The sequence below is a fragment of the Geodermatophilus sp. SYSU D00710 genome (assembly GCF_054050195.1).
On record NZ_JBJGYX010000014.1, the window covers coordinates 70603 to 96571 of the forward strand.

Annotated in this window: 24 protein-coding genes and 2 tRNA genes; 16 read left to right on the forward strand and 10 right to left on the reverse strand. The window is 75.4% G+C overall.

The window, feature by feature from the left end:
* Positions 1–4: 4 nt before the first annotated feature.
* Genes ACI78U_RS09080 through ACI78U_RS09100 form a run of 5 tightly spaced genes read right to left on the reverse strand, consistent with a single transcriptional unit; the run spans position 5 to position 4711 of the window.
* Positions 5–1522, reverse strand: coding sequence for a carboxyl transferase domain-containing protein (locus tag ACI78U_RS09080; RefSeq protein WP_456874975.1), 1518 nt, complete (start codon positions 1520–1522; stop codon positions 5–7).
* Positions 1519–2697 carry a CaiB/BaiF CoA transferase family protein gene (locus tag ACI78U_RS09085; protein WP_456874976.1) on the reverse strand — a complete coding sequence of 393 codons (1179 nt, stop codon included), beginning with the start codon at positions 2695–2697 and terminating at the stop codon, positions 1519–1521. Before ACI78U_RS09085 ends, ACI78U_RS09080 begins: the two co-directional genes overlap by 4 nt.
* Before the next feature lie 17 nt (positions 2698–2714).
* Positions 2715–3593: an SLC13 family permease gene (locus ACI78U_RS09090; protein ID WP_456874977.1), complete on the reverse strand. Its 879-nt coding sequence runs from the start codon at positions 3591–3593 to the stop codon at positions 2715–2717.
* Complete coding sequence (locus ACI78U_RS09095; protein WP_456874978.1) at positions 3590–4069, reverse strand: SLC13 family permease; 480 nt, start codon at positions 4067–4069, stop codon at positions 3590–3592. The genes ACI78U_RS09090 and ACI78U_RS09095 overlap by 4 nt, the downstream gene beginning before the upstream one ends.
* A gap of 42 nt (positions 4070–4111) precedes the next feature.
* Complete coding sequence (locus tag ACI78U_RS09100; RefSeq protein WP_456874979.1) at positions 4112–4711, reverse strand: 5-formyltetrahydrofolate cyclo-ligase; 600 nt, start codon at positions 4709–4711, stop codon at positions 4112–4114.
* 108 nt (positions 4712–4819) lie between these two features.
* Here ACI78U_RS09100 and ACI78U_RS09105 point away from each other — a divergent pair, with 108 nt between their 5' ends.
* The 6 genes from ACI78U_RS09105 to ACI78U_RS09130 all read left to right on the forward strand — a co-directional run bounded on the left by ACI78U_RS09105 (position 4820) and on the right by ACI78U_RS09130 (position 10112).
* Positions 4820–5734: a UTP--glucose-1-phosphate uridylyltransferase gene (locus ACI78U_RS09105; protein ID WP_456874980.1), complete on the forward strand. Its 915-nt coding sequence runs from the start codon at positions 4820–4822 to the stop codon at positions 5732–5734.
* Positions 5735–5766: 32 nt separating this feature from the next.
* A complete protein-coding gene (gene glp, locus ACI78U_RS09110; protein ID WP_456874981.1) occupies positions 5767–7155 on the forward strand; it encodes a molybdotransferase-like divisome protein Glp in 1389 nt (462 codons plus the stop codon).
* 67 nt (positions 7156–7222) lie between these two features.
* On the forward strand, positions 7223–7774 hold the full coding sequence (locus ACI78U_RS09115) for a GNAT family N-acetyltransferase (protein ID WP_456875007.1): 552 nt from the start codon (positions 7223–7225) through the stop codon (positions 7772–7774).
* A gap of 177 nt (positions 7775–7951) precedes the next feature.
* On the forward strand, positions 7952–8656 hold the full coding sequence (sepX, locus tag ACI78U_RS09120; protein ID WP_456874982.1) for a divisome protein SepX/GlpR: 705 nt from the start codon (positions 7952–7954) through the stop codon (positions 8654–8656).
* Between the two features lie 134 nt (positions 8657–8790).
* A tRNA-Ala gene (locus ACI78U_RS09125) sits at positions 8791–8864 on the forward strand.
* 135 nt (positions 8865–8999) lie between these two features.
* The gene (locus ACI78U_RS09130; protein WP_456874983.1) at positions 9000–10112 is read left to right on the forward strand and encodes a polyphosphate kinase 2 family protein; all 1113 of its coding nucleotides are present in this window, start codon (positions 9000–9002) and stop codon (positions 10110–10112) included.
* Here the strand turns inward: ACI78U_RS09130 and ACI78U_RS09135 are convergent.
* The gene (locus ACI78U_RS09135; protein ID WP_456874984.1) at positions 10081–11607 is read right to left on the reverse strand and encodes a dolichyl-phosphate-mannose--protein mannosyltransferase; all 1527 of its coding nucleotides are present in this window, start codon (positions 11605–11607) and stop codon (positions 10081–10083) included. The genes ACI78U_RS09130 and ACI78U_RS09135 overlap by 32 nt on opposite strands.
* A gap of 53 nt (positions 11608–11660) precedes the next feature.
* Here ACI78U_RS09135 and rsmI point away from each other — a divergent pair, with 53 nt between their 5' ends.
* On the forward strand, positions 11661–12500 hold the full coding sequence (rsmI, locus tag ACI78U_RS09140; RefSeq protein ID WP_456874985.1) for a 16S rRNA (cytidine(1402)-2'-O)-methyltransferase: 840 nt from the start codon (positions 11661–11663) through the stop codon (positions 12498–12500).
* A 96-nt stretch (positions 12501–12596) separates the two neighbouring features.
* On the opposite strand, the gene ACI78U_RS09145 is transcribed toward rsmI, so the two are convergent.
* Both ACI78U_RS09145 and corA read right to left on the reverse strand, forming a co-directional pair.
* Positions 12597–13520: a DUF559 domain-containing protein gene (locus ACI78U_RS09145; RefSeq protein ID WP_456874986.1), complete on the reverse strand. Its 924-nt coding sequence runs from the start codon at positions 13518–13520 to the stop codon at positions 12597–12599.
* A 163-nt stretch (positions 13521–13683) separates the two neighbouring features.
* Positions 13684–14778 carry a magnesium/cobalt transporter CorA gene (gene corA, locus ACI78U_RS09150; protein WP_456874987.1) on the reverse strand — a complete coding sequence of 365 codons (1095 nt, stop codon included), beginning with the start codon at positions 14776–14778 and terminating at the stop codon, positions 13684–13686.
* Between the two features lie 121 nt (positions 14779–14899).
* On the opposite strand from corA, the gene ACI78U_RS09155 reads away from it, so the two are divergent.
* The 8 genes from ACI78U_RS09155 to ACI78U_RS09190 all read left to right on the forward strand — a co-directional run bounded on the left by ACI78U_RS09155 (position 14900) and on the right by ACI78U_RS09190 (position 24013).
* The gene (locus ACI78U_RS09155; RefSeq protein ID WP_456874988.1) at positions 14900–16399 is read left to right on the forward strand and encodes an amino acid permease; all 1500 of its coding nucleotides are present in this window, start codon (positions 14900–14902) and stop codon (positions 16397–16399) included.
* A 99-nt stretch (positions 16400–16498) separates the two neighbouring features.
* Complete coding sequence (locus tag ACI78U_RS09160; RefSeq protein WP_456874989.1) at positions 16499–17107, forward strand: hypothetical protein; 609 nt, start codon at positions 16499–16501, stop codon at positions 17105–17107.
* A gap of 36 nt (positions 17108–17143) precedes the next feature.
* Positions 17144–18937, forward strand: coding sequence for a methionine--tRNA ligase (gene metG / locus ACI78U_RS09165; protein ID WP_456874990.1), 1794 nt, complete (start codon positions 17144–17146; stop codon positions 18935–18937).
* A gap of 58 nt (positions 18938–18995) precedes the next feature.
* Positions 18996–19868, forward strand: a complete 873-nt coding sequence (locus ACI78U_RS09170; RefSeq protein WP_456874991.1) for a TatD family hydrolase — start codon at positions 18996–18998, stop codon at positions 19866–19868.
* A gap of 45 nt (positions 19869–19913) precedes the next feature.
* Positions 19914–20753 (forward strand): hypothetical protein, encoded by an 840-nt coding sequence (locus ACI78U_RS09175; protein WP_456874992.1) that lies wholly within the window; start codon positions 19914–19916, stop codon positions 20751–20753.
* A gap of 321 nt (positions 20754–21074) precedes the next feature.
* Positions 21075–22178: a ubiquitin-like domain-containing protein gene (locus tag ACI78U_RS09180; RefSeq protein WP_456874993.1), complete on the forward strand. Its 1104-nt coding sequence runs from the start codon at positions 21075–21077 to the stop codon at positions 22176–22178.
* A complete protein-coding gene (gene rsmA, locus ACI78U_RS09185; RefSeq protein WP_456874994.1) occupies positions 22145–23029 on the forward strand; it encodes a 16S rRNA (adenine(1518)-N(6)/adenine(1519)-N(6))-dimethyltransferase RsmA in 885 nt (294 codons plus the stop codon). Before ACI78U_RS09180 ends, rsmA begins: the two co-directional genes overlap by 34 nt.
* A 24-nt stretch (positions 23030–23053) precedes the next feature.
* Positions 23054–24013 (forward strand): 4-(cytidine 5'-diphospho)-2-C-methyl-D-erythritol kinase, encoded by a 960-nt coding sequence (locus tag ACI78U_RS09190; protein WP_456874995.1) that lies wholly within the window; start codon positions 23054–23056, stop codon positions 24011–24013.
* A 6-nt stretch (positions 24014–24019) separates the two neighbouring features.
* Here the strand turns inward: ACI78U_RS09190 and ACI78U_RS09195 are convergent, their stop codons facing one another.
* Both ACI78U_RS09195 and ACI78U_RS09200 read right to left on the reverse strand, forming a co-directional pair.
* The gene (locus ACI78U_RS09195) at positions 24020–24622 is read right to left on the reverse strand and encodes a TetR/AcrR family transcriptional regulator (protein ID WP_456874996.1); all 603 of its coding nucleotides are present in this window, start codon (positions 24620–24622) and stop codon (positions 24020–24022) included.
* A gap of 59 nt (positions 24623–24681) precedes the next feature.
* Positions 24682–25665 carry an acyl-CoA desaturase gene (locus ACI78U_RS09200; protein WP_456874997.1) on the reverse strand — a complete coding sequence of 328 codons (984 nt, stop codon included), beginning with the start codon at positions 25663–25665 and terminating at the stop codon, positions 24682–24684.
* Between the two features lie 189 nt (positions 25666–25854).
* Here ACI78U_RS09200 and ACI78U_RS09205 point away from each other — a divergent pair.
* Positions 25855–25927, forward strand: a tRNA-Gln gene (locus ACI78U_RS09205).
* Positions 25928–25969 lie beyond the last annotated feature (42 nt).

Here is a 25969-nt window from a genome sequence, read left to right on the forward strand (position 1 = left end):
CTGCTCAGCGGCCGAGGTGGCGGTAGCGGTGCAGCCGGCTGCGGGTGCGCTCGGCGTCCTCGCGGCCGAGCAGCCCGGCCAGCTCGTCGCCGAGCACCCGGCCCAGCCGGCGGCAGAACTCCACCGGCTCGTCGGCGGCGTCGGGCCGCTCGGACACCACGCGGTCGACGATCCCGGCCCGCCACAGGTCGGTCGCCCGCACGCCCTGCGCGGCGGCCATCTCCGGCGCGCGGTCGACGGAGCGGTGCACGATCGCCGAGGCGCCCTCCGGCGGCAGCGGGCCCAGCCAGCCATTGGCCGCGGCGAGCACCCGGTCGGCCGGCACCAGCGCCAGCGCCCCGCCGCCGGTGCCCTGGCCCAGCAGCACCGCCAGCGTCGGCGCCCGCAGGGTCACCAGGTCCTCCAGGCAGCGGGCGATCTCGGCGGCCAGCCCGCCCTCCTCGGCCTCGACCGACAGCGCCGCGCCGGGGGTGTCGATGAGCGTGACCAGCGGCAGGTGCAGCTCGGCGGCCAGCCGCATCCCGCGCCGGGCCTCCCGCAGCGCGGCCGGGCCCAGCGGCGCCGACAGCGACTGCCCGCGCCGGTCCTGGCCGAGCACGACGCACGGCGCGCCGCCGAAGCGGGCCAGCGCCAGCAGCAGGCCGGGGTCCTTCTCGCCGGCCCCGGTGCCCGAGAGCCCGACGACGTCGGTGGCCGCCGTCCGCAGCAGTCGCCGCACGCCCGGCCGGTCGGGCCGTCGGGACGCGGTGACGACGTCCCACGCGCTGCGGCCGTCCTCGGGGTCGTCGGCGTCGGTGCCGTCCTCGGCGGTGGGCCGCTCGGCGTCGCGGACGTCGAGGTGCCAGGTCCGCCGCGCCGAGAGCACCGACAGCGCCCGGTCGGCGAGGTCGGCGACGTCCTCGTGCGCGACGACGGCGTCGATGAGCCCCCGCTCGGCCAGGTGCTCGGCGGCCTGCACCCCCGCCGGGAACGGCTCGCCGTGCAGGGCCTGGTAGACCCGCGGCCCGAGGAAGCCGACCGCGGCGCCGGGCTCGGCGATGGTCACGTGACCGAGCGACCCCCACGAGGCGAGCACCCCGCCAAAGGTGGGGTCGCGCAGGTAGACCAGGTAGGGCAGGCCCGCGGCCTTGTGCCGCGCGATCGCCGCGGTGATGCCGATCATCTGCAGGAAGGCGACCGTGCCCTCCTGCATCCGGGTGCCGCCGGACACCGGCGCGGCCAGCAGCGGCAGGCCCTCGTCGGTGGCCCGCTCGACGGCGGCGACCAGCCGCTCGGCCGTGGCCACGCCGATCGAGCCGGCGAGGAAGCCGAACTCGCCGGCGACGACGGCCACCCGCCGACCGCGCAACGTGCCCTCGCCGGTGACGACGGCCTCGTCCTGCCGGGAGCGCTCGGCCGCGGCGCGCAGCTCGGCGGCGTAGGCCGGGTCGACGTCGCGCGGGCCGACCGGCGTGTCCCAGCTCTTCCAGGACCCGGGATCGAGGACGAGGTCGCGCAGCGCGCGGGCGTCCAGCCGGGTCACTCGGACAGCCAGGCGCGGACCGCCTCGTCCGATCCGCCGAGCACCGGGGGAGCGGCGTGCTCCCGGCGCGTGGTCTCGGTCTCGCCGTCAGGGGTGGCGGCGAAGAAGCGCAGCGGCGGACCGGGCAGCCGCAGCCGGCCCAGGGTGGCGTGCTCGACGTCGACGAGCAGCCCCTGCGACAGGGTCTGCTCCCAGCCGTAGACCTCGTCGAGGGTGCGGACCTTGCCCGCCGGCACGCCGGCCGCGGCCAGCCGGGCGAGCAGCTCCTCCGGGCCGGTGTCGGCGAAGGTCTCCTCGAGCAGCGCGATCACCTGCTGCCGGTTGCCCACCCGCTCGTGGTTGGTCGCCATCCCCGGCGCCTCCGGGTCGAGGCCGAACTCGGCGCACAGCCGCCGCCACAGCCCCTCGGACCCGCAGGAGAGCTGCACGCTGCCGCCCTTGCAGTGGAACAGGCCGTAGGGCGCGATCGAGGGGTGGTGGTTGCCCTGCGCTCGGCCCACCTGGCCGCCGACGGTCCACGCGGTCCCCTGGAAGGCGTGTACGCCGACGATCGCGGCCAGCAGCGAGGTGCGCACCACCTGGCCGCGGCCGGTCCGCTCCCGCTCCAGCAGCGCCGCCAGCACGCCGTAGGCGCCGTACATGCCGGCGAGCAGGTCGCCGATCGGGACGCCGACCCGCTGCGGGTCGTCGGGCCCGGAGCCGGTCAGCGACATCAGCCCGCCCTCGCCCTGGGCGATCTGGTCGTAGCCGGCCCGGCTGCCCTCGGGGCCGTCGTGGCCGAACCCGCTGATCGAGAGGGTCACCAGCCGCGGGTTGAGCCCGGCGAGGACCTCGGTGCCGAAGCCGAGGCGGGCCAGCGTGCCGGGGCGGAAGTTCTCCAGCAGCACGTCGGCGCGGCGGACCAGCTCGCGGAGCAGCTCCTTGTCGGCGTCGTCCTTGAGGTCGAGGGTGACCGACTCCTTGTTGCGGTTGGCCGACAGGAAGTAGGTGGACTCCCGGTCGCCGGAGTCGGGCTGCACGAACGGGGGGCCCCAGCCGCGGGTGTCGTCGCCGCTGCCGGGGCTCTCCACCTTGATCACCCGGGCGCCGAGGTCGCCGAGCATCATCCCCGCGTGCGGCCCGGCCAGTGCGCGGGTCAGGTCGACGACGAGGATCCCGTCGAGTGGTCCGGTCATGCGTCCCTCTCCCTGTCTCACAGCCAGCCGGGGACGACGAAGACCAGCCAGGCCAGGAACGGCCCGACGACGACGACGATCCCCGCGTAGGCGAGCATCTGCTTGTAGAACCGGTCCCGGTCCACGCCCTGCGCGTTGGCCAGCACCAGGGCGCCGTTGGTCGAGAACGGGCTGACGTCGACGATCGTCGACGACACCGACAGCGCCACCACCACCCCGACGGTGCCGATGTCGCTCTCCTGCAGGAACGGCACCGCCAGCGCGATGGCGACGCCGATGATCGCCGTCGACGACGCGAACGCCGACACCACCCCGCCGATGTAGCAGAGCAGCAGCGCGATGAGCAGCGGCACCCCGAGGCCGATCACCGCCTCGCCGACGTAGTCGATCGTGCCCGCCTCCTGCAGCACGAACACGAAGCTCAGCACGCCGGCGATCAGCAGCACCGTCGACCAGCTGATCTGGCTGACCGCGCCCTTCTGCCGCGCCGCGGCGAACAGCGCCAGCACCGTGGCGACGGTGATGGAGACGAAGCCGATGTCGAGGTCGAACACCAGCGCGAGCACGGCGACGGCCGCCAGGCCGATCAGGGTGGCGATCTGGTCGAGGGTCACCGGCTGCGGTGTCGTGTCGTCACCCGCGCCGGTGCCGTCGCTCCCGCCGGTGTCGTCGGGACCGACGGCGGGGCCGGGGGGAGCGCCGTGCCCGCTCACCACGGGCTCCTCGGCGCGCTCGGCGTGCGCGGGGACCGTGAGCGGCACCCGGCGGCCCAGCAGCCGGCGCCCGCCGAGCACGAGGAAGAGGACGACGCCGATGGCGATGTTGAAGAACAGGCTGCCCAGGAAGACCGCCAGCGGGCTGGAGGTCAGGCCCTCGTCCTCGACGATCTCGTTCACGGTGACGCCGTAGACGCTGATCGGCGGAACCCGCCGCCCTGCGCGCCGTGGACGACCATCATGCCCATGAGCAGGGGGTTGATGTCGTAGCGCGCGGCGAAGCCGAGCGCGATCGGCGCGATGATCGCCACCGCGGCGGGGGAGAGCGCGCCGATCGCGGTGAGCAGCGCGGTGACGGCGAACATGATCCAGGGGATGGCGGCCACGTAGCCGCCGACCAGCCGCACCGCCCCGCGCACCAGCAGGTCGACGGTGCCGTTGTTCTGCGCGATCGCGAACAGGTAGGTGACGCCGATCAGGGTGACGACCAGCTCGGCGGGGAAGCCGGCGAGGATGTCGTCGGTGCTGAGCCCGACCGAGAGCGTCCCCACCAGGAAGGCCGCCACGAAGGCCAGCGCCCCCATGTTGATCGGCAGGAACGTGGCGATCGCGAAGATGGCGACCAGCGCCAGGATCGAGACGATCTCCGGAGACACGGCGGGCTCCCCTCGTCGGCGCCGACCGGCCCACCGTGTCACCTACCGGTCGGTACGGCTCCCCAGGTCCTGCCAGCCGCCGGAGGGGGTGACCACGGCGGTCACCGGGCGGTCGTGGCCGAGGGCCGGCAGCCGGTCGACCAGCTCGTCGTCGAACACCAGCCCCACGACGACGGCGCCCGGGCGGACGTGTGCCAGAGCGCGGTCGTACCAGCCGCCGCCGCGGCCCAGCCGCATGCCACCGCGGTCGACCGCCAGTGCCGGCACCACGACGACCTCCGCGGTCCCCACCGCCGTCGGCCCCAGCCGCGGGCCGACCGGCTCGAGGATCCCGAACCGGCCCGGTGCCAGCCGGCCGGTGTCGACCGCCCAGCGCAGCTCGGTGCCGGCGTCGGGCACCACGGGCAGCAACACCCGGGCGCCGAGCTGGGTGAACGCGGCCGGCAGCCGGCCCGACCCGGGCTCGGTGTCCTCCGGCACGAACGCGGCCAGGACGCGGACCCGCGCCAGGCGGGCGAGCAGGGCGGTGGTCACCGCGGCCGCGGCGGCGGCGCGCGCGGCGGGGGTGCGGTGCCGGCGGCCGGCCAGGACCCGCTCCCGCAGGGCGGACTTGGCCGCCTCCGCGTCGGACGGTGCGCTCACGGGACGAGGCTAGGGCCGCGGGGGTGCCCGTGAGGCCGCGGCGGTGGCTGCCCCCACGGGGTCAGGACGAGATAGTCCGGCGCGCGGCCCCTGGCTAGGCTGCCGCGCATGTCGACCCCGCAGCGCCCGGCGCGCAAGGCCGTCATCCCCGTCGCCGGGATGGGCACCCGGTTCCTCCCCGCCACCAAGGCGGTGCCGAAGGAGCTGCTGCCGGTCGTCGACCGGCCGGCGCTGCAGTACATCGTCGAGGAGGCCGCCCGCGCCGGCCTCGCCGAGGTGCTCATGGTCACCGGCCGCAACAAGGCCGCGATCGAGGACTTCTTCGACCGCACCCCCGAGCTGGAGACGGCCCTGGAGAAGAAGGGCGACGCCGGCCGGCTGGCCGCCGTCCAGGAGTCCACCGACGTCGCCCAGGTGCACTTCGTCCGGCAGGGTGAGGCGCGCGGGCTGGGCCACGCGGTGCTGCAGGCGGCCGCCTTCGTCGGCGAGGAGCCCTTCGCCGTCCTGCTCGGCGACGACCTCATCGACGCCCGTGACCACCTGCTCGAGCAGATGCTCGCCGTGCAGGCCGAGCACGGCGGCTCGGTGGTCGCGCTGCTCGACGTCGGCCGGGAGAACATCGACAAGTACGGCGCGGTCGCCGTCGAGCCCGGCTCCGCCGACGGCGTCGTCGCGATCACCGGCCTGGTGGAGAAGCCGCCGGTCGACGAGGCGCCCTCGAGCCTGGCCGTCATCGGCCGCTACGTGCTCTCACCGGAGGTCTTCGGCGTGCTCCGCGAGACCGCGCCCGGCCGCGGCGGGGAGATCCAGCTGACCGACGCGCTGGCCACGCTGGTCGAGCGCGGGCACCCGCTGCACGGCGTCGTCTTCGGCGGCAGGCGCTACGACACCGGCGACAAGCTCGACTACCTCAAGGCGGTCATCCGGCTGGCCTCCGAGCGGGAGGACCTCGGCCCGGCGCTGCGTTCCTGGCTCACCGAGTTCGTGGCCGACCTGCCGGCCGAGGGCGCGTCGCAGGCCTGAGCCGGTCCCCGGAGGGGGGACCATCGCAGGTGATGACCGAGAACGGCGCGCCCGGGGCGCGGGACACCACGGCGCTGGACCTCCGCAGCGGGGCCACCGTCGACCCACCGGCGTCCCCGGGCCCGGCGGTGCACGCCACCGCGCAGATCGACCGCGGCGCCGTGCCGCCGCCACCGGCCGCCGAGCCCGAGACGCCGGTGCTGCGGACGGTGGAGACCCACCTCGACGAGATCCTCGCCGCGGTGCCGCAGCCCGAGCCGATCGAGCTCGCCGTCCTCGACGCGCAGGGCCTGCTGTGCGCCGAGGAGGTGGTGAGCGCCCGCGCACTGCCCGCCTTCGACCAGGCCGCCCTCGACGGCTACGCGGTGCGCGCCGAGGACGTCGCCGCCGCCACTCCGGACGCGCCGGTCGAGCTCGCCGTCGTCGGGGAGACCGTCACCGGGGCCGCGGCGCCCGACGCGCTGGCCCCCGGGCTGGCGCAGAAGGTCACCGCGGGCGCGATGCTGCCCGCCGGCGCCGACGTCGTCGTGCCCGGTGTGTGGACCGACGGCGGCGTCGTGCGGGTGCAGGTGCACGCCGGCCCGGAGGCGGGCAGCTACGTCCGCCGTGCCGGGGACGACGTCTCGCCCGGCACCGCCGCCGTCCACGTCGGCACCCCCATCGGGCCGGCGCAGATCAGCCTGCTGGCCGCCGTCGGCCGCGACCGGGTGCAGGTGCGGCCCCGGCCGCGGGTCGCCGTCCTGTCCGCCGGCACCGAGCTGGTCGACATCACCGCGCAGCCCGCGCCCGGCCAGGTCGTCGACGTCAACACCTACGCGCTGGCCGCGGCGGCCCGCGACGCCGGGGCGGCCGCCTACCGCTGGGGGATCCTGCCCACGGAGCGGCGCCGGCTGACCGAGGTGCTGGAGAGCCAGCTGCTGCGCAGCGACCTGGTGCTCATCGCGGGCACCTTCGCCACCGACGGCGACCTGGTGCAGGAGGTGCTCGCCGAGCTCGGCCCGATGCGCTTCCGTCAGGTGACGATGCACCCCGGACCGGTGCAGGGCTTCGGCCGGCTCGGCCGCGACGGCGTCCCGGTGATCTGCGTGCCCGGCGAGCCGGTGGCGGCTCTGGTGTCCTTCGAGGTCTTCGTCCGCCCGGCGATCCGCTCGATGCTCGGCAAGCGGCAGCTGTTCCGGCGCACCGTCCAGGCGATCTCCGCCGAGCGGCTGGTCTCCCCGCTGGGCTACCGGCAGTACCTGCACGGCCAGGTCATGCGCCACCCCGACGGCGGCTACGTGGTCGAGCCGCTCGGCGACGGCGACGAGGCGATGCTGGCCCGGATGGCGCGGGCGAACTGCCTCATCGTCGTCGACGAGGACGTCACCGAGGTCGCGGAGGGCGGGCTGGTGACGGTCATGCCGCTGCTCCTGGGCGGCTGAGCTGGACCCGACGCAGCACCCCGGCTGGCCGGCCCGGCTGGCGTACGGCCCGGTCGAGCTGGACCCGCTGCGGCGCACCGACGCCGCGGAGTGGAGCCGGCTCCGGCTGGTCAACGAGGCCTGGCTGCGGCCCTGGGAGCCCACCGCGCCGGTGGCCTGGTCGGTCCGGCACACGCCGGCGGCCTACCGGGCGATGCGAAGGTCGCTCACCCGCCGCGCCCGGGCGGGGACGTCGATGCCCTTCGCCGTCCGCGTCGAGGGCCGGCTGGCCGGGCAGGTGACGGTGGACAACATCGTGCGCGGCGCGCTGCGGTCGGGCTCGCTGGGCTACTGGATCGACCGCGCCGTCGCCGGACGGGGGATGGCCTCGCTCGCCGTGGCGCTGGTGTGCGACCACGCGTTCGGCCCTGGCGGCCTGCACCGCCTCCAGGCCGACATCCGGCCGGAGAACCACCCCAGCCGCCGGCTGGTCGAGCGGCTCGGGTTCACCCGGGAGGGCCTGCTGCGCCGCTACCTCGACATCGACGGCGACTGGCGCGACCACCTGTCCTACGCGCTGCTGGCCGAGGACGTGCCGCAGGGCGTGCTCGGGCTCTGGGCCGCCCGCGCACCCCGGTGACGGGTCGCTATCACGTTCACACTTCGTGAGCAGTCCACTACGTGTCGACACGCCGCTTGGCAGATCCCCTCCGTCTCACGACCACTCGCGCGACACGCCCACGGACATCCCTCTAGCTGGGGATTCGCGTGAATAACCTGCCGCGGCAAGTGACTCGTGTGACGGGTGGTGTTCTCGATGGGGTCAGGCGTGCTTCTCGCCGCGCTGGTCGTGCTGTGGTTCGTCGTGCTGGTGCCGATGGTGGTGACCCGCGGTGACTCCTCGACGGCGCGCGCCGGGGTGACGCCCGGGCGGACGCTGCAGCGGCGACGGGGGAGCGACCCGGTGCGCTCGGCGGAGACGGAGCGGGTGTCGGTGGACCGCGACCTGCTGCGCAGCACCGGCGAGCTGCGGGTCGACGTGCACGCCGTCCGGCGGCGCACGCTGGCCGGCCTGGTCGCGCTGACGCTGCTCGCGCTCATCGGCGCGCTGACCCTCACCCCGTGGCTGTGGGTGGCGCAGGGGCTGCTCGACGTCGCGCTGGTCGGCTACCTCGTGGTGCTGCGCGCCGCGGTGCGCCGCGAGCAGGCCGCCGCCCGCCGCGCGGCCCGTGCCGCCGCCCGGTCGTCGGCGCGCCCGGCCGCCCGCCCGGCGCCCGCCGCGCGTCCGGCGCCGGCCCCGCGGCCCGCGCCGGTCGCCGAGGAGCCGGTGCACCACACCGTCGGCCTGCCGCACCCCAGCCTGCCGCTCGCCCCGGTGCACCCGCTGCGCCCCGCCCGCGTGGTCGCAGCGCGCACCCCGGCGCCGGCCGGCTGGCAGGACAGCGCCGTCGTGGGCCTGGACGACGACGACATCGGCTTCGCCGACATCGACTACTACCAGCCGCGGGTCGTCAACGGCTGACGAACGGCCACCCTCCTCCCCACGCCTCACACGCTCAGGCGGAGGGCCCTGGAGGGTGGCCGTTCCAGCACCTCACCAGGTGCCACCCCGGTAGCGGCCCCTGGTGAGGTGCGCGGTACTCTCGTCTCCCGTCAGGGGCTGTAGCGCAGTCCGGTAGCGCACCTCGTTCGCATCGAGGGGGTCAGGGGTTCGAATCCCCTCAGCTCCACCCTGAGACCGACGCCGTCGGGGCACCCGCCCCGGCGGCGTCGCTCGTTCCCGGCCGTGATCGACATCGTCGGGGCCACGACTTCGTCACACGTGCGCAGCGGAGCAGGACGCCGCCCGCCCTAGCGTGGCCGGCATGGCGGCGCACGGCACCCGGGTCGCCTCCCTGGCGGAGGCGCAGCCGGCCGAGCTGCACCTCGAGGGCCGCTGGCGGGCCGCCCAGCTGCTCGGCTGGCGCTTCGACGCCGAGGGCGGGTGCCGGGCGCGGGTGCGGTTCGACTGGGCCGGCACACCCCGCGTGGTGTGGGCGCCGCTGGAGCTGCTGCGGCTGCCCGACCCCGCCCCGCAGGCCGTTCCGCGGGACGCGCTGCCGCCGCTCCACCGGGCCGCCGCGACCGTGCCGCGACCGCGCCGCGGAGTGGGTGCCGACCCCGGCCGGTGGACCCTCGGCCAGGGGGCGCCGGGGGAGACCCGCCCGGGGCGCCGTCCGGAGACCTGGCGCGAGGACCACCCCCACCCGGCGCTGCTGTCCTGGCGCGACTACGAGCCGGAGAAGCGCCGGCTGCAGATCGAGCTGCTGAAGCTGCAGCGCTGGGTGGAGGAGCGCCGGCGGCGCGTGGCGGTCGTCGTCGAGGGCCGCGTGGCCGCGGGCACCGGGGCGTTCGTCCGGCGCGTCACCGAGCACCTCGACCCCCGCACCGTCCGGGTGGTGCCGGCTGCCGGCCGGCCGTCGGGCCCGCTGCGGCTCGCCCTGGCCCACCTCCCGGCCGCCGGGGAGGTCGTGCTCTTCGACCGGTCCTGGTACGGCCGGCCCGCGGTCGAGGCCGCGACCGGGGACGACGGGCGTCTGCGCAGCCTGGCCGCGTCCGAGCAGCTGCTGGTCGACGGCGGCCTGCACCTGGTCAAGCTGTGGTTCTCGGTGTCCCGCGGGGAGCAGCGCACCCGGTTCGCGCTCCGTCGCGACCCGCCGGCGCTCACGGTGGCAGACCTCGCCGTCCTCGACCGCTGGGACGACCACACCCGGGCCGAGCAGGCGGTGCTCGCCGCGACGTCGACGCCGCGCGCGCCGTGGACGGTGGTCGGGGCGAACGACGAGCGGCGCGCCCGGCTCGAGGCCATGCGGCTCGTGCTGGCGGGCCTCGGCCACGCCGGCCGCCGGGACGACGTGGTCGGCCGGCCCGACCCGCTGCTGGTCCGCCGGCCGGCCGACGACGTCCTCAGAACCAGGACGGGAACCACATGCGGCTGAGCCACTCGGCGTGCGAGAGCGGACGGCCGGCGAGGACCGGGTAGAAGAACGCGAAGGTGCCCGCGACGACCGCCACGTAGCCGCTGACCGCCGCGAGCCCCGCGGTGCGGCGCCACGGCGGCGCCCCGGGCCGGCCCAGGACGTCCTGGAGCACGAGGACGACGGCCAGTACGAAGAACGGCAGCACCGGCGCGCTGTAGAAGACGAACATCGTGCGCTCGGGGTTGAGGAACCACGTGCCCCAGCCGGCGGCGACCATGACCGCGACCAGGACGGCGGCGGGGTCGCGGCGGGCGACGATGCGCCAGGCGACCCACGCCAGCGCCGGCGCGAAGGCCAGCCACAGCGTCGGCGTCCCGAGCATGAGGACGTAGCGCACCACCTGCTCGCCGGAGGCGTCGGTGAGGCCCTGCGGGTTCCACAGCAGGATCGGCCGGCCGTTGACCAGCCAGGTCCAGGGCCCGGACTCCCACGGGTGCGGCGTCGACAGCCCGTTGTGGAACGTCCACCACTCGGCGTGCATGTGCCACCAGGAGCGCAGCGCGTCGGGGATCCACGGGAACGCCGTCTCCGGGTTGCGCTGCGCCCACCAGCGCCCCTGCGCCGTCTCGCCGAGGAACCACCCGGCGAAGCCGGCGACGTAGGTGAGCACCGGCACCGCGGCCAGCGCCCAGGTGGCGCCGGGCAGGCCGCGGCGCAGCGCCGTCGCCGTCGGGCGGGGGACGCCGGCCTCCCGCCAGGCCGCGCGGTCCCAGAACAGCGACAGGACGGCGGCGAAGGCGAGGAAGTACACGCCGCTCCACTTGACCGCGCAGGCGCAGCCGAACAGCAGCCCGGCGGCGATCCGCCAGCCGCGGGGGCCGAGCCGGAAGCCGGTGGCCGGGACCGGCCGGTGCTGCCGGATCCGCGCCCGCACCCGGTCGCGGTCGACGACCAGGCACGCGACGGCGGCGAGCACGAAGACCTGCAGGAAGACGTCGAGCAGGCCGATCCGCGACAGGGTGAAGGCCAGGCCGTCCAGCGCGAGCAGCAGCCCCGCGACCAGGCCGAGCAGCGTGGAGCCCGTGAGCCGCCGGGCCAGCCGGACCAGGACGACGACGGCGACCGCGCCGGCCACCGCGGAGGGGAACCGCCAGCCCAGGCTGGTGTTGCCGAACACCTCCTGGCCGGCGGCGATCATCCACTTGCCCAGGGGCGGGTGGACGATGAACGTGTAGCCGCGGTTGTACTCGTGGCCCCAGGTCAGCAGGTCCCAGGCCTGCGGCGGGTAGTAGGCCTCGTCGAACAGCAGCGTGCGGGGATAGCTGATGCCCACCAGCCGGCCGACCAGGGTGAGCAGGCCCAGCCCGAGCGCGAGCACCCACGACAGCACCCGGTCGCCGGGCAGGGGCGGGATGCGGTCGACCCGCGGGCGCGGGGCCGGCCAGCGCCGGGCGGCGCGCGGCGGGTCCTGCGGGAGCCCGGCCTCGGCGCGCTCGGGTGCCAGGACCGCCATGGCCTCAGGGTATGTGGCGGGCCGGGCCCGCCCGGCGTGACAGGCTCGTCGCCGTGACCGGACGGCTCGTGCTCGGTGGCGCACCCCTCGGCCAGCCCGGCGACGTCGGCCCGCGGCTGCGGCAGGTGATGGCCTCGGCCGACGTCCTGGCGGTGGAGGACACCCGGCGGCTGCACCGGCTGGCGGCCGACCTCGAGGTCACGGTGACCGGCCGCGTGGTCACGTTCCACGAGTCGGTGGAGCGGGCCCGGCTGCCCGGGTTGCTCGCGGCGCTGGCAGACGGCGCCACCGTGCTGCTGCTCACCGACGCCGGGATGCCCTCGGTGTCCGACCCGGGCTACACGCTGGTGCGGGCGGCGATCGACGCCGGCGTCGAGGTCACCTCGGTGCCCGGGCCCACGGCGGTGACGACGGCGCTCGCGGTGTCGGGGCTGCCGGTGGACCGGTTCTGCTTCGAGGGGTTCCTGCCGCGGAAGGCGGGGGAGCGGCGGGCGCGGCTGGCCGGGCTGGCCGACGAGCGCCGCACGATGGTCTTCTTCGAGTCGCCGCACCGGCTGGCCGACGCCCTGGCCGACGCGGCGGGCGCCCTCGGCGGGGACCGGTCGGCCGCGGTGTGCCGGGAGCTGACCAAGACGCACGAGGAGGTCCGCCGGGGGACCCTCGCCGAGCTCGCCGCGTGGGCCGCCGACGGCGTGCGCGGGGAGATCACCCTCGTGGTGGCCGGGGCGACGCCGCGGCCGGTGTCGCTGACGCCCGCCGAGATCGCCGCCCTGGTGGCCGAGGAGGAGGCCGCGGGTGCCGGCCGCAAGGACGCGATCCGTGCCGTCGTCGCCCGCACCGGCCTGCCCCGCCGCACCGTCTACGACGCCGTCGTCGCGGCCAAGCCCTCCTGACCCGCGGTGGACGGCGGCATAGGAAGCTATCCGCACGTTTCATCGCCGTGGACGTGCGGATTGCTTCCTATGCCTCACCGATCGAGACGGGGGCCGTCAGCTCACGCGAAGCTGAGCGAGCCGCATCCGGTAGACCTCGAGGACCACCCGGCGGACCCGGTCGGGGTCACGACGGACGTCGGCGTAGGTGAACCGGAGGACGACCCACCCGTGCGCGGCCAGTGCCGTGTCACGCGCCAGGTCCCTGCGTCGGTCCTCGGGCGAGGTGTGGTGGCGAGCTCCGTCGAGTTCCACGGCCAGCTTGACCTCCGGCCACGCGCGGTCGAGCCGGATGCTGCCATCCGGCAGTGCCAGGCGGTACTGCCCGGTGCTCCGCGGCAGGGACCGGTGCCGGAAGACGCCGAGGACGCCCAGCGCCTCCAGCTCGCTCTCGCATCCGTCGTGCACGAGGTCGATGGCCTGCGCCAGCGTCCTGTGGCCACCGACGTTCGGGCGTTCCGCCAGCGCCTCGATCAACCCCGCCGCGGTCACGAGCCGCCGCCGAGCCGCGTCCAGCACGAGTGGGCGACGTTCGTCGGCAGGCAACAGCGGCCACGAGTCGACCAGTGAGCGCGTCAGTTCGGTGACGGGGATCCCGCGCCGGACGACGCACTGCGGGGGCTCGGCCCGGAAGCGGAGGCGCCGGTGGACGACGAGGTCCTGACTCCCGGCTCGGCGGACGGTCTGGTCCACGGTCAGGTGCACGGGACGGCGGAGCTCCGAAAGGCCCCACACCGCCAGCGCAGACGTGTGGCTCACGGCGGCACCGGGACCCGCGTGCCGTACCGCGGCACGGAGGAGCAGGTGGTCGTCCACCTGGCGACCGCGGGCGGCATAGACGTGCGGGAAGACCCGGCTCAGCGTCCGTCGTCCGACGAAGCCGTCCAGCACCGTTGCCGGCACGTGCGCGAGCAGTTCCTGACGGCTGGCCACGCCGCCGTGCTCGGTGAGGACCTCGTCGATGCGCTCCCGCCACTGCATGTGGGAACGGTGCAGGGGCCGCGCAGGCCACGAGGCTGTCTCGTTGCATCTGTGGACAGGAGGCGCTCGTCCACACGCGGTCCCTGCCGCGAGGCATTGGAGGCTATGCGCACGTCGGGGCGTCGAAAACGTGCGGAGAGCTTCCAATGCCTCGACGCCGCCCCTACAGCCAGCCGTTGCGCTTGAAGCCGCGGTAGAGCAGGACGCACGTCGTCACGATCACCAGCAGCACCACCGGGTAGCCCCACCGCCACTGCAGCTCGGGCATGAACTCGAAGTTCATCCCGTAGATGCCGGCGATCGCGGTCGGCACCGCGACGATCCCGGCCCACGCGCTGATCTTGCGCATGTCCTCGTTGTCGGCCATCGAGGTCCGGGCGAGCGAGGCCTGCAGGATCGACGACAGCAGCTCGTCCAGGCCGCCGAGCTGGTCGCGCACCCGGATGGCGTGGTCCTGCACGTCGCGGAAGTAGGAGCGCATCGAGTCCGGGACGACGTCGACCGGGCGCTCGGCGAGCTTCGCCAGCGGCACCTCCAGCGGCGACACCGCCCGCCGCAGCGACATCAGCTCCCGCTTGAGCTGGTAGAGCCGGCCGATGTCGTCGGTGCGCTCCGGGCTGAACACCGACGCCTCGAGCTCGTCGACGTCGTCCTGCACCGCCCCCACGACGTCGACGAAGGCGTCGACGACGAGGTCGGCGACGGCGTACAGGACCGCGGACGAGCCCAGGCAGAGGAGCTCGCGCTGCTCCTCCAGCCGGTGCCGCAGGTCGCCCAGGCCGCCGTGCTTGCCGTGCCGCACGGTGATCACGTAGTGGCGGCCGAGGAAGACCATCACCTCACCGGTGTCGACCACCTCGCTGCTCGCGGTCAGCTGCTCGTGCTCCACGTAGGTCGCCGTCTTGAGCACCATGAACAGGTCGTCGTCGTAGCGCTCCAGCTTGGGCCGCTGGTGGGCCTCGACGGCGTCCTCGACCGCCAGCGGGTGCAGCCCGTAGCGCTCGGCGATCCGCCCGAGCTCGGCCGCGGTCGGCTCGAACAGGCCCAGCCACACGAAGCCGCCCCGCTCCGTGGCGGCGGCCAGCGCCTCGTCCGGGTCGACCGGCGGCTGCCGGTGCCCGTCGACGTAGACGGCGCAGTCGACGACGGCCGGGACCCCCTCGGGACGGGCGGCGGCGGCACGCGGCGTCCCGGCGGGCCGCGGCCGCGTGGTGGGCAGGGGCGGCGCCGGCGGCGTCGCCGGACGTGGGTCGGCCACGGGCACACCTCCTCGCATCCACCCGCCACGACGGGCAGGAGAAGCGTAGGCGTGCGGGCTCGCGCCCCCCGTGCCACGCTCGCCCGAGGACCGGTGACGCACCGAACCGCAGGGGGACGCCGTGGCCGACACCTCGCGACGGATCAAGTCCGTCGAGGAGTCCATCCGCGACACCGACGAGCCCGAGCACCGGCTCCGGAAGAACCTCTCGGGGCTCGACCTCGCCGTCTTCGGGGTCGGGGTCATCATCGGCACCGGCATCTTCGTGCTCACCGGCGTGGTCGCGCGCAACCAGGCCGGGCCCGCGGTGGCGGTCTCCTTCGTCATCGCCGGCGTCGTCTGCGGGCTGGCCGCGCTCTGCTACGCCGAGTTCGCCTCCACCGTCCCGGTCGCGGGCTCGGCGTACACGTTCTCCTACGCCACCTTCGGCGAGTTCGTCGCCTGGATCATCGGCTGGGACCTCGTCCTCGAGCTGGCCCTCGGCGCGGCCACGGTCGCCGTCGGCTGGTCGGGCTACCTCAACCAGCTGCTCGACGACATCGGCCTGGCGCTGCCCACCTCGATCGCGGGGGAGACGGCGACCTTCAACATCCCGGCGATCGTCATCGTGCTGGCGATGACCGCCGTGCTGGTGTTCGGCATCAAGCTGTCCTCGCGGGTCACCGCGGTGATCGTGGCCATCAAGCTGGCCGTCGTCCTGCTGGTCATCGTCGTCGGCGCGTTCTACCTGACCGCCGACAACTACTCGCCGTTCGTGCCGCCCGCCGAGGAGACCGCCGAGGCCGGCACCAACTGGCTGGACACCCCGCTGATCTCGGTCCTCACCGGCTTCAGCCAGGGCACCTTCGGGTGGGGCGGGGTCCTGGCCGGCGCCGCGATCGTGTTCTTCGCCTTCATCGGCTTCGACATCGTGGCGACCGCGGCGGAGGAGACCCGCAACCCGGCCCGCGACCTGCCCCGCGGCATCCTCGGCTCGCTGGCCATCTGCACGCTGCTCTACGTCGCCGTCTCGCTGGTCGTCGTCGGCATGCAGAACTACACCGAGCTCAGCGAGAGCGCACCGCTGGCCGGGGCGTTCGCCGCCAACGGGCTGACCTTCTTCTCGAGCATCATCTCGCTGGGCGCGCTGGCCGGCCTGACCTCGGTGGTCATGATCCTGATGCTCGGCCAGTCGCGGGTGCTGTTCGCGATGAGCCGGGACGCGCTGCTGCCGCGGACGATCGGGACGGTCCACCCGCGGTACGGCACCCCCTACAAGATCACCATCGCGACCGGGCTCCTCGTCGCCGTCCTCGCCGGGCTCGTGCCGCTCTCCGAGCTCGCCGAGCTGGTCAACATCGGCACGCTGTTCGCGTTCTTCCTGGTCTCCATCGGCGTGTGGATCCTGCGCCGGACCCGCCCCGACCTGCCCCGGTCCTTCCGGGTGCCGCTGGTGCCGCTCCTGCCGATCGCGTCGGCGCTCGCCTGCCTGTGGCTCATGGCCAACCTGCCCACCGAGACCTGGCTGCGGTTCCTCGTCTGGATGGTCATCGGGGTCGTCATGTACTTCCTCTACGGACGGCGGCGCAGCCGCTTCGCCACCGACCCGGAACGGGCGGGGGCCCACCGCAGCGTCCGCTGACCCCCCGGAGGGGTGAGGGCCCCTCCGCCCGTCCTGCAGCACCCGCCCCCGCGGGACGACCTGACCGGTGACCGACGTCCCCGGCCAGGAGCGCAACCCGTGGCGACCAGCATCCTCGACGCCCCCCTCCCGACCCGTGCGGTGCCGCGCGCCGCGCGGTGGCCGGCGGCCGTCCTGCTGCTGGCGGCGGTGTCCGGCCTGGAGGCCGTCGCGCTGCTCGCCGGGGGCCTCACCGGTCTCGACGGCCTGATGACGGCCCCGCGGCCCTCGGGGGCGCTCGTCGCCGCCGTCCTGGGCGGGCTGGCCGGCTGGGTCGTGCTGTGCGCCGGCGGCGGGCTGGCCGTCGTCGACGGCTCCGGGCGCCGCCTGGCGACCGGCGTCGCCTGCGCCGAGGTGGTGCTCGTCCTCGTGCTCGCCGTGGCCGGCCCGCGGACGCTGCCGGCCGGCGACCTGCCGACGACGCTGCCGCTGCCCGCGCTGGCGCTGCTCGCGCTCGCCGTCCCCGTGGGCAAGCTGCTGCTGCTGACCGCGCCCACGACGCGGGCCTGGGCGGCGGCGGCCCCGCCGCGCGGCCGGCCGGCTCCGGTGGCCCACCCGCGGGTGCGGCTGGTCACCGTCGCGCTCATCGGCGTCGCCCTGGGCGCCCTCGCGCTGGGCACCCCGGCGGGCGCCGAGCCGCCGTCGACGGCCGCCGTCTCCGGTCGCTGACCGGACCGCCCGGCGGCGCTCACTACGCTCGGCGGTGTGAGTGATCGGCACATCCTGACCGCGGTGGCGTGGCCCTACGCCAACGGCCCCCGGCACATCGGCCACGTCTCCGGCTTCGGCGTCCCCTCCGACGTCTTCAGCCGCTACCACCGGATGGCCGGTGACCGGGTGCTCATGGTCAGCGGCACCGACGAGCACGGCACACCGATCACCGTCGCCGCCGACGCCGAGGGGGTGTCGCCGCGGGAGATCGCCGACCGCAACAACCGCATCATCGTCGGCGACCTGCAGGCGCTGGGCCTGTCCTACGACCTGTTCACCCGCACCACCACGGTCAACCACGCGCAGGTCAGCCAGGAGATCTTCCTCGGCCTGCTGAAGAACGGGTACGTCTTCCCGCAGACGACGCTGGGCGCCATCAGCCCGAGCACCGGCCGCACGCTGCCCGACCGGTACATCGAGGGCACCTGCCCCATCTGCGGCTACGACGGTGCCCGCGGCGACCAGTGCGACAACTGCGGCAACCAGCTCGACCCCACCGACCTCATCAACCCGGTGAGCCGGATCAACGGCGAGACGCCGCGGTTCGTCGAGAGCGAGCACTACTTCCTCGACCTGCCGGCCTTCACCCGGGCCCTGGGCGACTGGCTGGGCACCCGGACGAGCTGGCGGCCCAACGTCCTCAACTTCAGCCGCAACCTGCTGGAGGACCTCAAGCCGCGCAGCTACACCCGCGACATCGACTGGGGGGTGCCGATCCCGCTCGACGGCTGGCGCGACCGGCCCGACAAGCGGATCTACGTGTGGTTCGACGCCGTCGTCGGCTACCTGTCGGCCTCCATCGAGTGGGCCCGCCGCTCCGGCGACCCCGAGGCGTGGCGGCAGTGGTGGCAGTCGCCGGACTCCGACGCCTACTACTTCATGGGCAAGGACAACATCGTCTTCCACGCCGAGATCTGGCCCGCGCAGCTGCTCGGGTACGACGGCGAGGGCGACCGCGGCGGCACGCCGGGCTCGCTGGGCCGGCTCAACCTGCCCACCGAGGTGGTCTCCAGCGAGTTCCTCACCATGGAGGGCCGCAAGTTCTCCTCCTCGCGGCAGGTGGTCATCTACGTCCGCGACTTCCTGGCCCGCTACGACGCCGACGCGCTGCGGTACTTCATCGCCGTCGCCGGGCCCGAGACGCAGGACACCGACTTCACCTGGGCGGAGTTCAAGCGCCGCAACAACGACGAGCTGGTCGCCGGCTGGGGCAACCTGGTCAACCGCACGGTGTCGCTGGCGGCGAAGAACGTCGGCGCCGTCCCCACGCCGGGCGACCTGACCGACGCCGACCGCGCGCTGCTGGGCACCACCCGCGACGCGTTCGGCCCGATCGGGGAGCTGCTCGCCCGCAACCGGCAGAAGGCGGCGGCCACCGAGGCCATGCGGGTGGTCGGCGAGGCCAACAAGTACCTGTCCGACCAGGCGCCGTGGAAGCTCAAGGAGGACCCGGCCCGCCGCGACACCGTGCTGCACACCGCGCTGCAGGCGGTCAGCGACTGCAACGCGCTGCTCACCCCGTTCCTCCCGCACTCGGCGCAGAAGGTGCACGAGCTGCTCGGCGGCACCGGCGTGTGGTCGCCGGCGCCGCGCATCGAGGAGGTCACCGACCTCGACGACGGCTCGCCCTACCCCGTCATCACCGGCGACTACGCCGACGCGCAGGCGGTGTGGGCCTCGCGCCCGTTGGCCGCGGGGACGCCGCTGGCGCCGCCCACGCCGGTGTTCCGCAAGCTCGACGAGTCGATCGTCGAGGAGGAGCTGCGCCGGCTCGAGGACGGCGAGTGAGCGCGGTCCCGGTGCACTCCCGCAGAAGCGCGCCGGGCACGTCCGCGGACGTGCACGCGTGAGCCGGTCGGCCGCGTCCCGGGCGAACCGGCGGGGCGAGCCACCGCCGTCCCCGGAGCCGCTGCCCGCGCCGGCGGTCGACACCCACACCCACCTCGACATCGTCCTGGGCGGCTTCCGCACCGACGAGCCCGCCGACGACGCCGCCGTCGACGCCGAGATCGACGCCGCGGCCGCGGTCGGGGTCCCGCGGCTGGTGCAGGTCGGCGTCGACGTGCCCTCCTCGCGGTGGTCGGCGGAGCTGGCCGCCCGGCACGGCAACGTGCTCGCCGCCGTCGCCGTCCACCCCAACGAGGCCGGTGCCGGCGCCGCCGACGACGACGCCCTGGCCGAGATCGACCGGCTCGCCGCGCTGCCGCGGGTGCGCGCGGTGGGGGAGACCGGCCTCGACCGGTACCGCACCGGGCCCGAGGGCTGGGCGGCGCAGGAGGCGTCGTTCCGCGCGCACATCCGGATCGCGAAGGCGCGCGGCGTCGCCCTGGTCGTCCACGACCGCGACGCCCACGAGGAGATCCTGCGCGTCCTGGACGACGAGGGCGCTCCCGAGCACACGGTGTTCCACTGCTTCTCCGGCGACGCCGCCTTCGCGCGGGCCTGCGTCGAGCGCGGCCACGTGCTGTCCTTCGCCGGCACGCTGACCTTCGGCAACGCCGGCTACCTGCGCGAGGCCGCGGCGCTCACCCCGCTCGACCAGCTGCTCGTGGAGACCGACTCGCCGTTCCTCACCCCGGTGCCGCACCGCGGCCGGCCCAACGGCTCGCGGCTGGTGCCGCACACCGTGCGGGCGCTGGCCGAGGTCACCGGGGTCGAGCTCGCGCAGCTGTGCGACAGCCTCACCCGCACCGCCGAGCGGGTCTTCGGGAGCTGGTAGCACCGGCGGGACCGGCTGGGCCCCGAGGCGAGGCACACTGTCTGCGTGGGCCGCCTCATCGCCGTCGTCCTCTTCATCGCCGTCCTCGTGCCCGGCGTGCTGCTGGCGCGGGCGTGGGCACTGGCCGCCGGCCGCCGCGCGGTCGCCGCGGCCGCGATCGGCTTCTCCACGCCCACGCCCGAGGGCCTGGCCACCCTGCAGCGGCAGGCGCAGCACGGGCGCCGGGTCCGGCGGGTCGGCCTGCTGCTGGGGCTGGTCGCCGTCGTCGCCAGCATCGTGGTGTTCGCTGAGGCGTCGGTCTTCCTCTGGCTGCCCGCCCTGGTCGTCGGCCTGCTCGCGGGCGTGGTGCTCGCCGAGGCCACCCGCCCGCGCCCGCGCTGGCGGCTGTCCGAGCCCGCCCGCCGGCCGCGGCGCAGCGAGCAGGTCTCGCTGTGGCTGCTGTGGACGATGCGCGGCGTGGTCGTCGCCGAGATCGCGGTCGCTGCGTACATGTGGCAGCGCGGCGAGCTGTCCGACCCGGTCGGCTGGACCGCCGTCGCCGTCCCGCTCGTGGCCTGGCTGCTGGCCGAGACCGCGTTGCTGCGGGTCCTCCTCCGGCCGCTGCCGGCCGACGGCGCCGACGTGCCGGTCGACGAGGCGCTGCGCACCTGGACCGCGCACCTGGTGACCGCGGCGACCAGCGTGCTGGCCCTGCTGCCGCTGGGCACCCTCCTGCTGGCCGGCGGCATCGACCTGGGCGACCGGGTGACCGAGCGCGTCGACCTGGTGCCCGTGGCCCTGGTGGCGGGCGGGTTCGCCGGGATCGCCGCCGGTCTCGCCGTCGCCGGGTTCCTGCTCACCTGGCTGCGGCCCGTCCGGGTCGACGAGCGCGCCCTGGCCGGCTGAACCCACTCCGGTGCCCCGTCACGGCACCGGTCGCCCCGTGACGTCGATCACCGACTGACCCCGTCGGAACCACTCGTCACAGCCGTCCCGTGCGGCGCGTCCGTGACGGTGTGTGTCGGCGCGGCTCCGTGTCGACGTGTCGTCTCCCTGGTTCACTCCGTGCGCACCGTTGCTAGACGTGGCGCACTCGTTATCGTGGCGTGACTGACAGCCGGGGTGGGATCGCCGGACGGCGTCCGCACGGTCCCGGGAGCCCTGCGCTGTCGGCTGCTGCTCGGGTGTGCGACCCCCTGCCCGGTCCCCCGACCCCGTGGAAGTGTCGTGCCCCGAACGCTGAAGCTCGCCCTCTTCGCCCTGGTCCTGACCGGACTGGTGGGCGGCTCGATCGCCTGGTTCGCCGCGCAGAAGTCGCTGACCCTCACCGTCGACGGGCAGGCCCGCGAGGTCCGCACGTACGCCGACACCGTGGGCGAGGTGCTGGCGGAGGAGGGCCTGGAGACGCAGGCGCACGACGTCGTCCTCCCCGCGGCCGCGGCCGAGGTCGTCGACGGCGACACCGTCGTGGTCAACCGCGCCCGCCCGCTGCAGCTCACCGTCGACGGGGTCAGCAGCGAGGTCTACGTGACCGCGCTGTCGGTCGACGAGGCGCTCGAGCAGCTCGGCTACCGGGCCGAGGGGATGGTCCTGTCGGCCAGCCGCAGCGAGCGGCTCCCGCTCGACGGCATGGCGCTGTCGATCACCACGCCGAAGGACGTCACGCTGGTCGTCGACGGCGCCTCGCGCGTGGTCACCACCACGGCCGCCACCGCCGGCGACCTGCTGGCCGAGCAGGGCGTCGTCCTCGGCGAGCACGACCGCACCAGCCTGTACCCGACCCAGCCGCTGCTGGGCGCCATGCGGCTGCAGGTCTTCCGCGTGCAGGTCACCGAGCAGGTCGTCACCAGCCCCGTGCCGCACCGCACGGTCGAGACCGAGGACCCGGAGGCCCTCGAGGGCGAGGAGACCGTCACCCAGGAGGGCGTGGACGGCGAGCAGGCGACCACCTTCCGCGTCACCGTCGTCGACGGCGTGGAGACCTCCCGCGAGCAGCTGGCCACCAGCGTGACCGTCCCGCCGGTCGACGAGCTGGTCACCGTCGGGACCAAGGAGCGGCCGGCGCCCTCGGGATCGGTCCCGGCCACCGCCGACGGGCTCAACTGGGCGGCGCTGGCGCAGTGCGAGTCCGGCGGCCGGGTCGACGCCGTCAGCTCCACGGGCAAGTACCGTGGCCTCTACCAGTTCTCGACGGCCACCTGGGCGTCGGTCGGCGGCGCCGGCGACCCCGCGGCCGCCTCGGCGGAGGAGCAGACACTGCGGGCCCAGATGCTCTACGCGCGCTCCGGTGCCGGCCAGTGGCCGCACTGCGGCTCCCGGCTGTTCAGCTGAGCTCTCCCGAGCAGGCCCCCGGGCTGCTGGGCCCGGCCGTCATCCGCGACCTGGCCCAGCAGCTCGACCTGCGCCCGACGAAGACCCTCGGGCAGAACTTCCTGCACGACGCCAACACCATCCGGCGGATCGTGCGCACGGCGGAGCTGCGCCCCGACGACGTCGTCCTCGAGATCGGTCCCGGTCTCGGGTCGCTGACCCTGGGCCTGCTGCCGGCCGCCGCGGCCGTCACCGCCGTGGAGATCGACCCCCGGCTGGCCGCCCGGCTGCCGGTCACCGTGGCCGAGCGGCAGCCGGACCTGGCCGGCCGGCTGACCGTCGTCGAGGCCGACGCGCTGCGGGTGCGCGAGCTGCCCGGACCCCCGCCGACGGCGCTGGTGGCGAACCTGCCGTACAACGTGGCCGTGCCCGTGTTGCTGCACCTGCTGGAACTGCTGCCCTCCCTGCGGCGCGCGCTGGTGCTCGTGCAGGCCGAGGTCGCCGAGCGGCTGGCCGCCCCACCCGGCAGCCCCGCCTACGGCGTGCCCTCGGTCAAGGCCGCCTGGTACGGCACCGCCCGCCGCGCCGGCAACGTCGGCCGCCGGGTGTTCTGGCCCGAGCCCAACGTCGACTCGGGGCTGGTCGCCCTCGACCGGCACGAACCGCCGCCGGGCGACCGCGCCGCGACCTTCGCCGTCGTCGACGCCGCGTTCGCCATGCGCCGCAAGGGCCTGCGGGCCGCCCTCGCCGGCTGGGCCGGGAGCCCGGCCGCCGCCGAGGCGCGGCTGCGGGCCGCCGGCATCGACCCGGCCACCCGCGGGGAGCGGCTGTCGGTGGCCGACTTCGCGCGACTGGCGGCGACCGCGCCGTGACCCGGTCGTCGTGAGCCGGTCGTCGTGAGCTGGTCGTCGCCCGGCGGGGCCGGGCACAGCCGGGGCGACGGCGCGGTCACCGCGCACGCACCGGCCAAGGTCAACGTCTCCCTCGCCGTCGGCCCGCTGCGCGAGGACGGCTTCCACGCCCTGCAGACGGTCTACCTGGCCGTCTCGCTGCTCGACACGGTCACCGTGCGGCGCGCGGGCGGGCTGTCGGTGACGGTGACCGGAGAGGGGACCAGGGGGCCCGACCCCGTGCCCACCGACCGGCGCAACCTCGTCTGGCAGGCCGCCGAGCTGCTCGCCGAGCACGCCGGCGTGGCCGCCGACGCCGCCATCGAGGTGCACAAGGCGATCCCGGCCGCCGCCGGGCTGGCCGGGGGCAGCGCCGACGCCGCGGCCGCCCTGGTCGCCCTGGACGCGCTGTGGGGCACCCACGCCACCCGCGGCGACCTCGCCGGGCTGGCCGCCCGGCTCGGCAGCGACGTGCCCTTCAGCCTGGCCGGTGGGGTGGCGCTGGGCAGCGGCCGCGGCGAGCAGCTCACGCCGGTGCTGGCCCGCCGGCAGTGGCACTGGGTGCTCGGCATCGCCGCGGGCGGCCTGTCCACCCCCGCCGTCTACGCCGAGCTCGACCGGCTGCGCGCCGCGGGCCGGGTCCCCGACGGCTCCGGGGTGCCCGCCTCCGAGCCGGTGCTCGCCGCCCTGCGCAGCGGCCCGACGCCGGCGCTGGCCGCCGCGCTCGCCAACGACCTGCAGCCCGCGGCCCTCTCGCTGCGCCCGGCGCTGCGACGGGCCCTGCGGGCGGCCACCGACGCGGGAGCGGCGGGCGCGCTGGTCAGTGGCTCCGGGCCCACCGTGGCCGCCCTCGCCGACGACGAGGAGGCCGCGCTGCGGCTGGCCGCCGTGCTCGCGGGGGAGGGCGTGTTCCGCACCGTCCGGGTGGTGCACGGCCCGGTGCCGGGCGCGCGGCTGGTCGGCTGAGCCCGCTCAGGCCCGGCCGGAGCCGGTCGTGCGCAGCGTCGGGTGGGGATCGAGGTGGGCCAGGCCGGAGTAGGCGAGGTCCACCAGCCGGGCGGCGACCTCCTCCTTGCCGGGGGAGCGGTGCTCGAGCCACCACTGGCCCACCAGCGCGACCATGCCGACCAGCGCGGAGCTGTAGAGGCCGGCGAGCTGCGGGTCGTGGCCGCGGCCGGCGAACTGCCCGGCCAGGATGTGCTCGACCCGGCGGGCGAGCTCGCCGAGCAGGGAGGAGTAGGCGCCCGAGCCCGGGGAGTCGCGGGAGAGCACCCGGAAGCCGTCGGTGTCGTCCTCGACGTAGTCCAGCAGCACCAGTGCCGCCCGCTCCAGCAGCGCCCGGGTCCCGCCGTCCCCGGCCAGGGCCGAGGTGAACCGGTCGAGCAGCTGCTGCATCTCCCGGTCGACGACGGCGGTGTAGAGGCCCTCCTTGCCGCCGAAGTGCTCGTAGACGACGGGCTTGCTCACCTCCGCGCGGACGGCGAGCTCCTCGATCGAGGTCGCGTCGTAGCCGCGCTCGGCGAACACCGCACGGCCCACCGCGACCAGTTGCTCGCGCCGCTGGGCGCCGCTCATCCGCACCCGTGGCCGGGGCACGGGGTCCCCGGGGGGCACCGGTCGCCCCGCCCGCCCGCTCAGGCCCCGGCGGGCTCGGGCGCCCGCCGCTTCGCGGCCAGGCGCACCGGGTCGGGCCACTTCACCGAGTGCGCCCAGCCCAGCTTCTCGAACAGCCAGATGACCCGGGCGCTGATGTCGACCTGCCCCCGCAGCACGCCGTGGCGGGCGCAGGTGGGGTCGGCGTGGTGCAGGTTGTGCCAGGACTCCCCGGCGCTGAGGATCGCCAGCGGCCAGAAGTTGGTGGCGCGGTCGCGGGAGGCGAAGGGCCGGGCGCCCACCACGTGGCAGACCGAGTTGATCGACCAGGTGACGTGGTGCAGCAGCCCCGTGCGCACCAGCCCGGCCCAGAAGAAGGCGCTCGAGGCGCCGATCCAGCTCTGGGTCACCAGGCCGCCGATCGCGGCGGGCAGGGCCAGGCTGAGGAACGCCCACAGGCTGAACAGCCGGCTGGTCACCACCAGGCCGCGGTCCTTGAGCAGGTCGGGGGCGTAGCGGGCGGCGTTGGTCTGCCGCCGGTCGAACAGCCAGCCCAGGTGCGCGTGGAACATCCCCTTGAGCAGCGCCCGGGCGTCGGTGCCGTAGCGCCACGGCGAGTGCGGGTCGCCCTCGCGGTCGGAGAAGGCGTGGTGGCGGCGGTGGTCGGCCACCCACTGCACGACCGGACCCTGGATCGCCATGCACCCGGTGATCGCCAGCGCGATCCGCAGCGGCCGGCTCGCCTTGAACGACCCGTGGGTGAAGTGGCGGTGGTAGCCCACGGTCACCCCGAGCAGCGGGACGAAGTAGAAGGCCGCGAACAGCGCGACGTCGAGCCAGGACAGGCCCCAGCCCCACACGACCGGCACGACGGCGGCGAGGGCGACGAAGGGCACCACGACGAAGACGTAGAGGACCAGCTGCTCGAGGTGGCCCTTCTCCTTGCCGTAGGCGCCGGCCGGCAGCCCGGCGTCGGGGTCGGCGGGACGGAACGCCGTCGGCCGGGTCAGGGAGGGAGCGGACACGGGCGGGAGCCTCCAGTCGTGGTCCGTCGCGGGTCGCGCGTCTCTCGACGACCAGCGGCTGGCTGGCCGTAACCTACGTGACCGTAGGCACACCTGCCGTCCGGGCCCCGGAGCCCGGGCAGACCGTGCCTCCGCCCGGCGCGGCCCCTAGGCTCGGGCGGGCGGTGCCGCGCGGGGGCGGCGCCGCGGTGGGGGATGGGGTAATCGGCAGCCCGCCGGCCTTTGGAGCCGGGAGGTCTCGGTTCGAGTCCGAGTCCCCCAGCAGCGTCCCAGCAGCGCCGGTGCGACCGCCGGCGGTCCCACC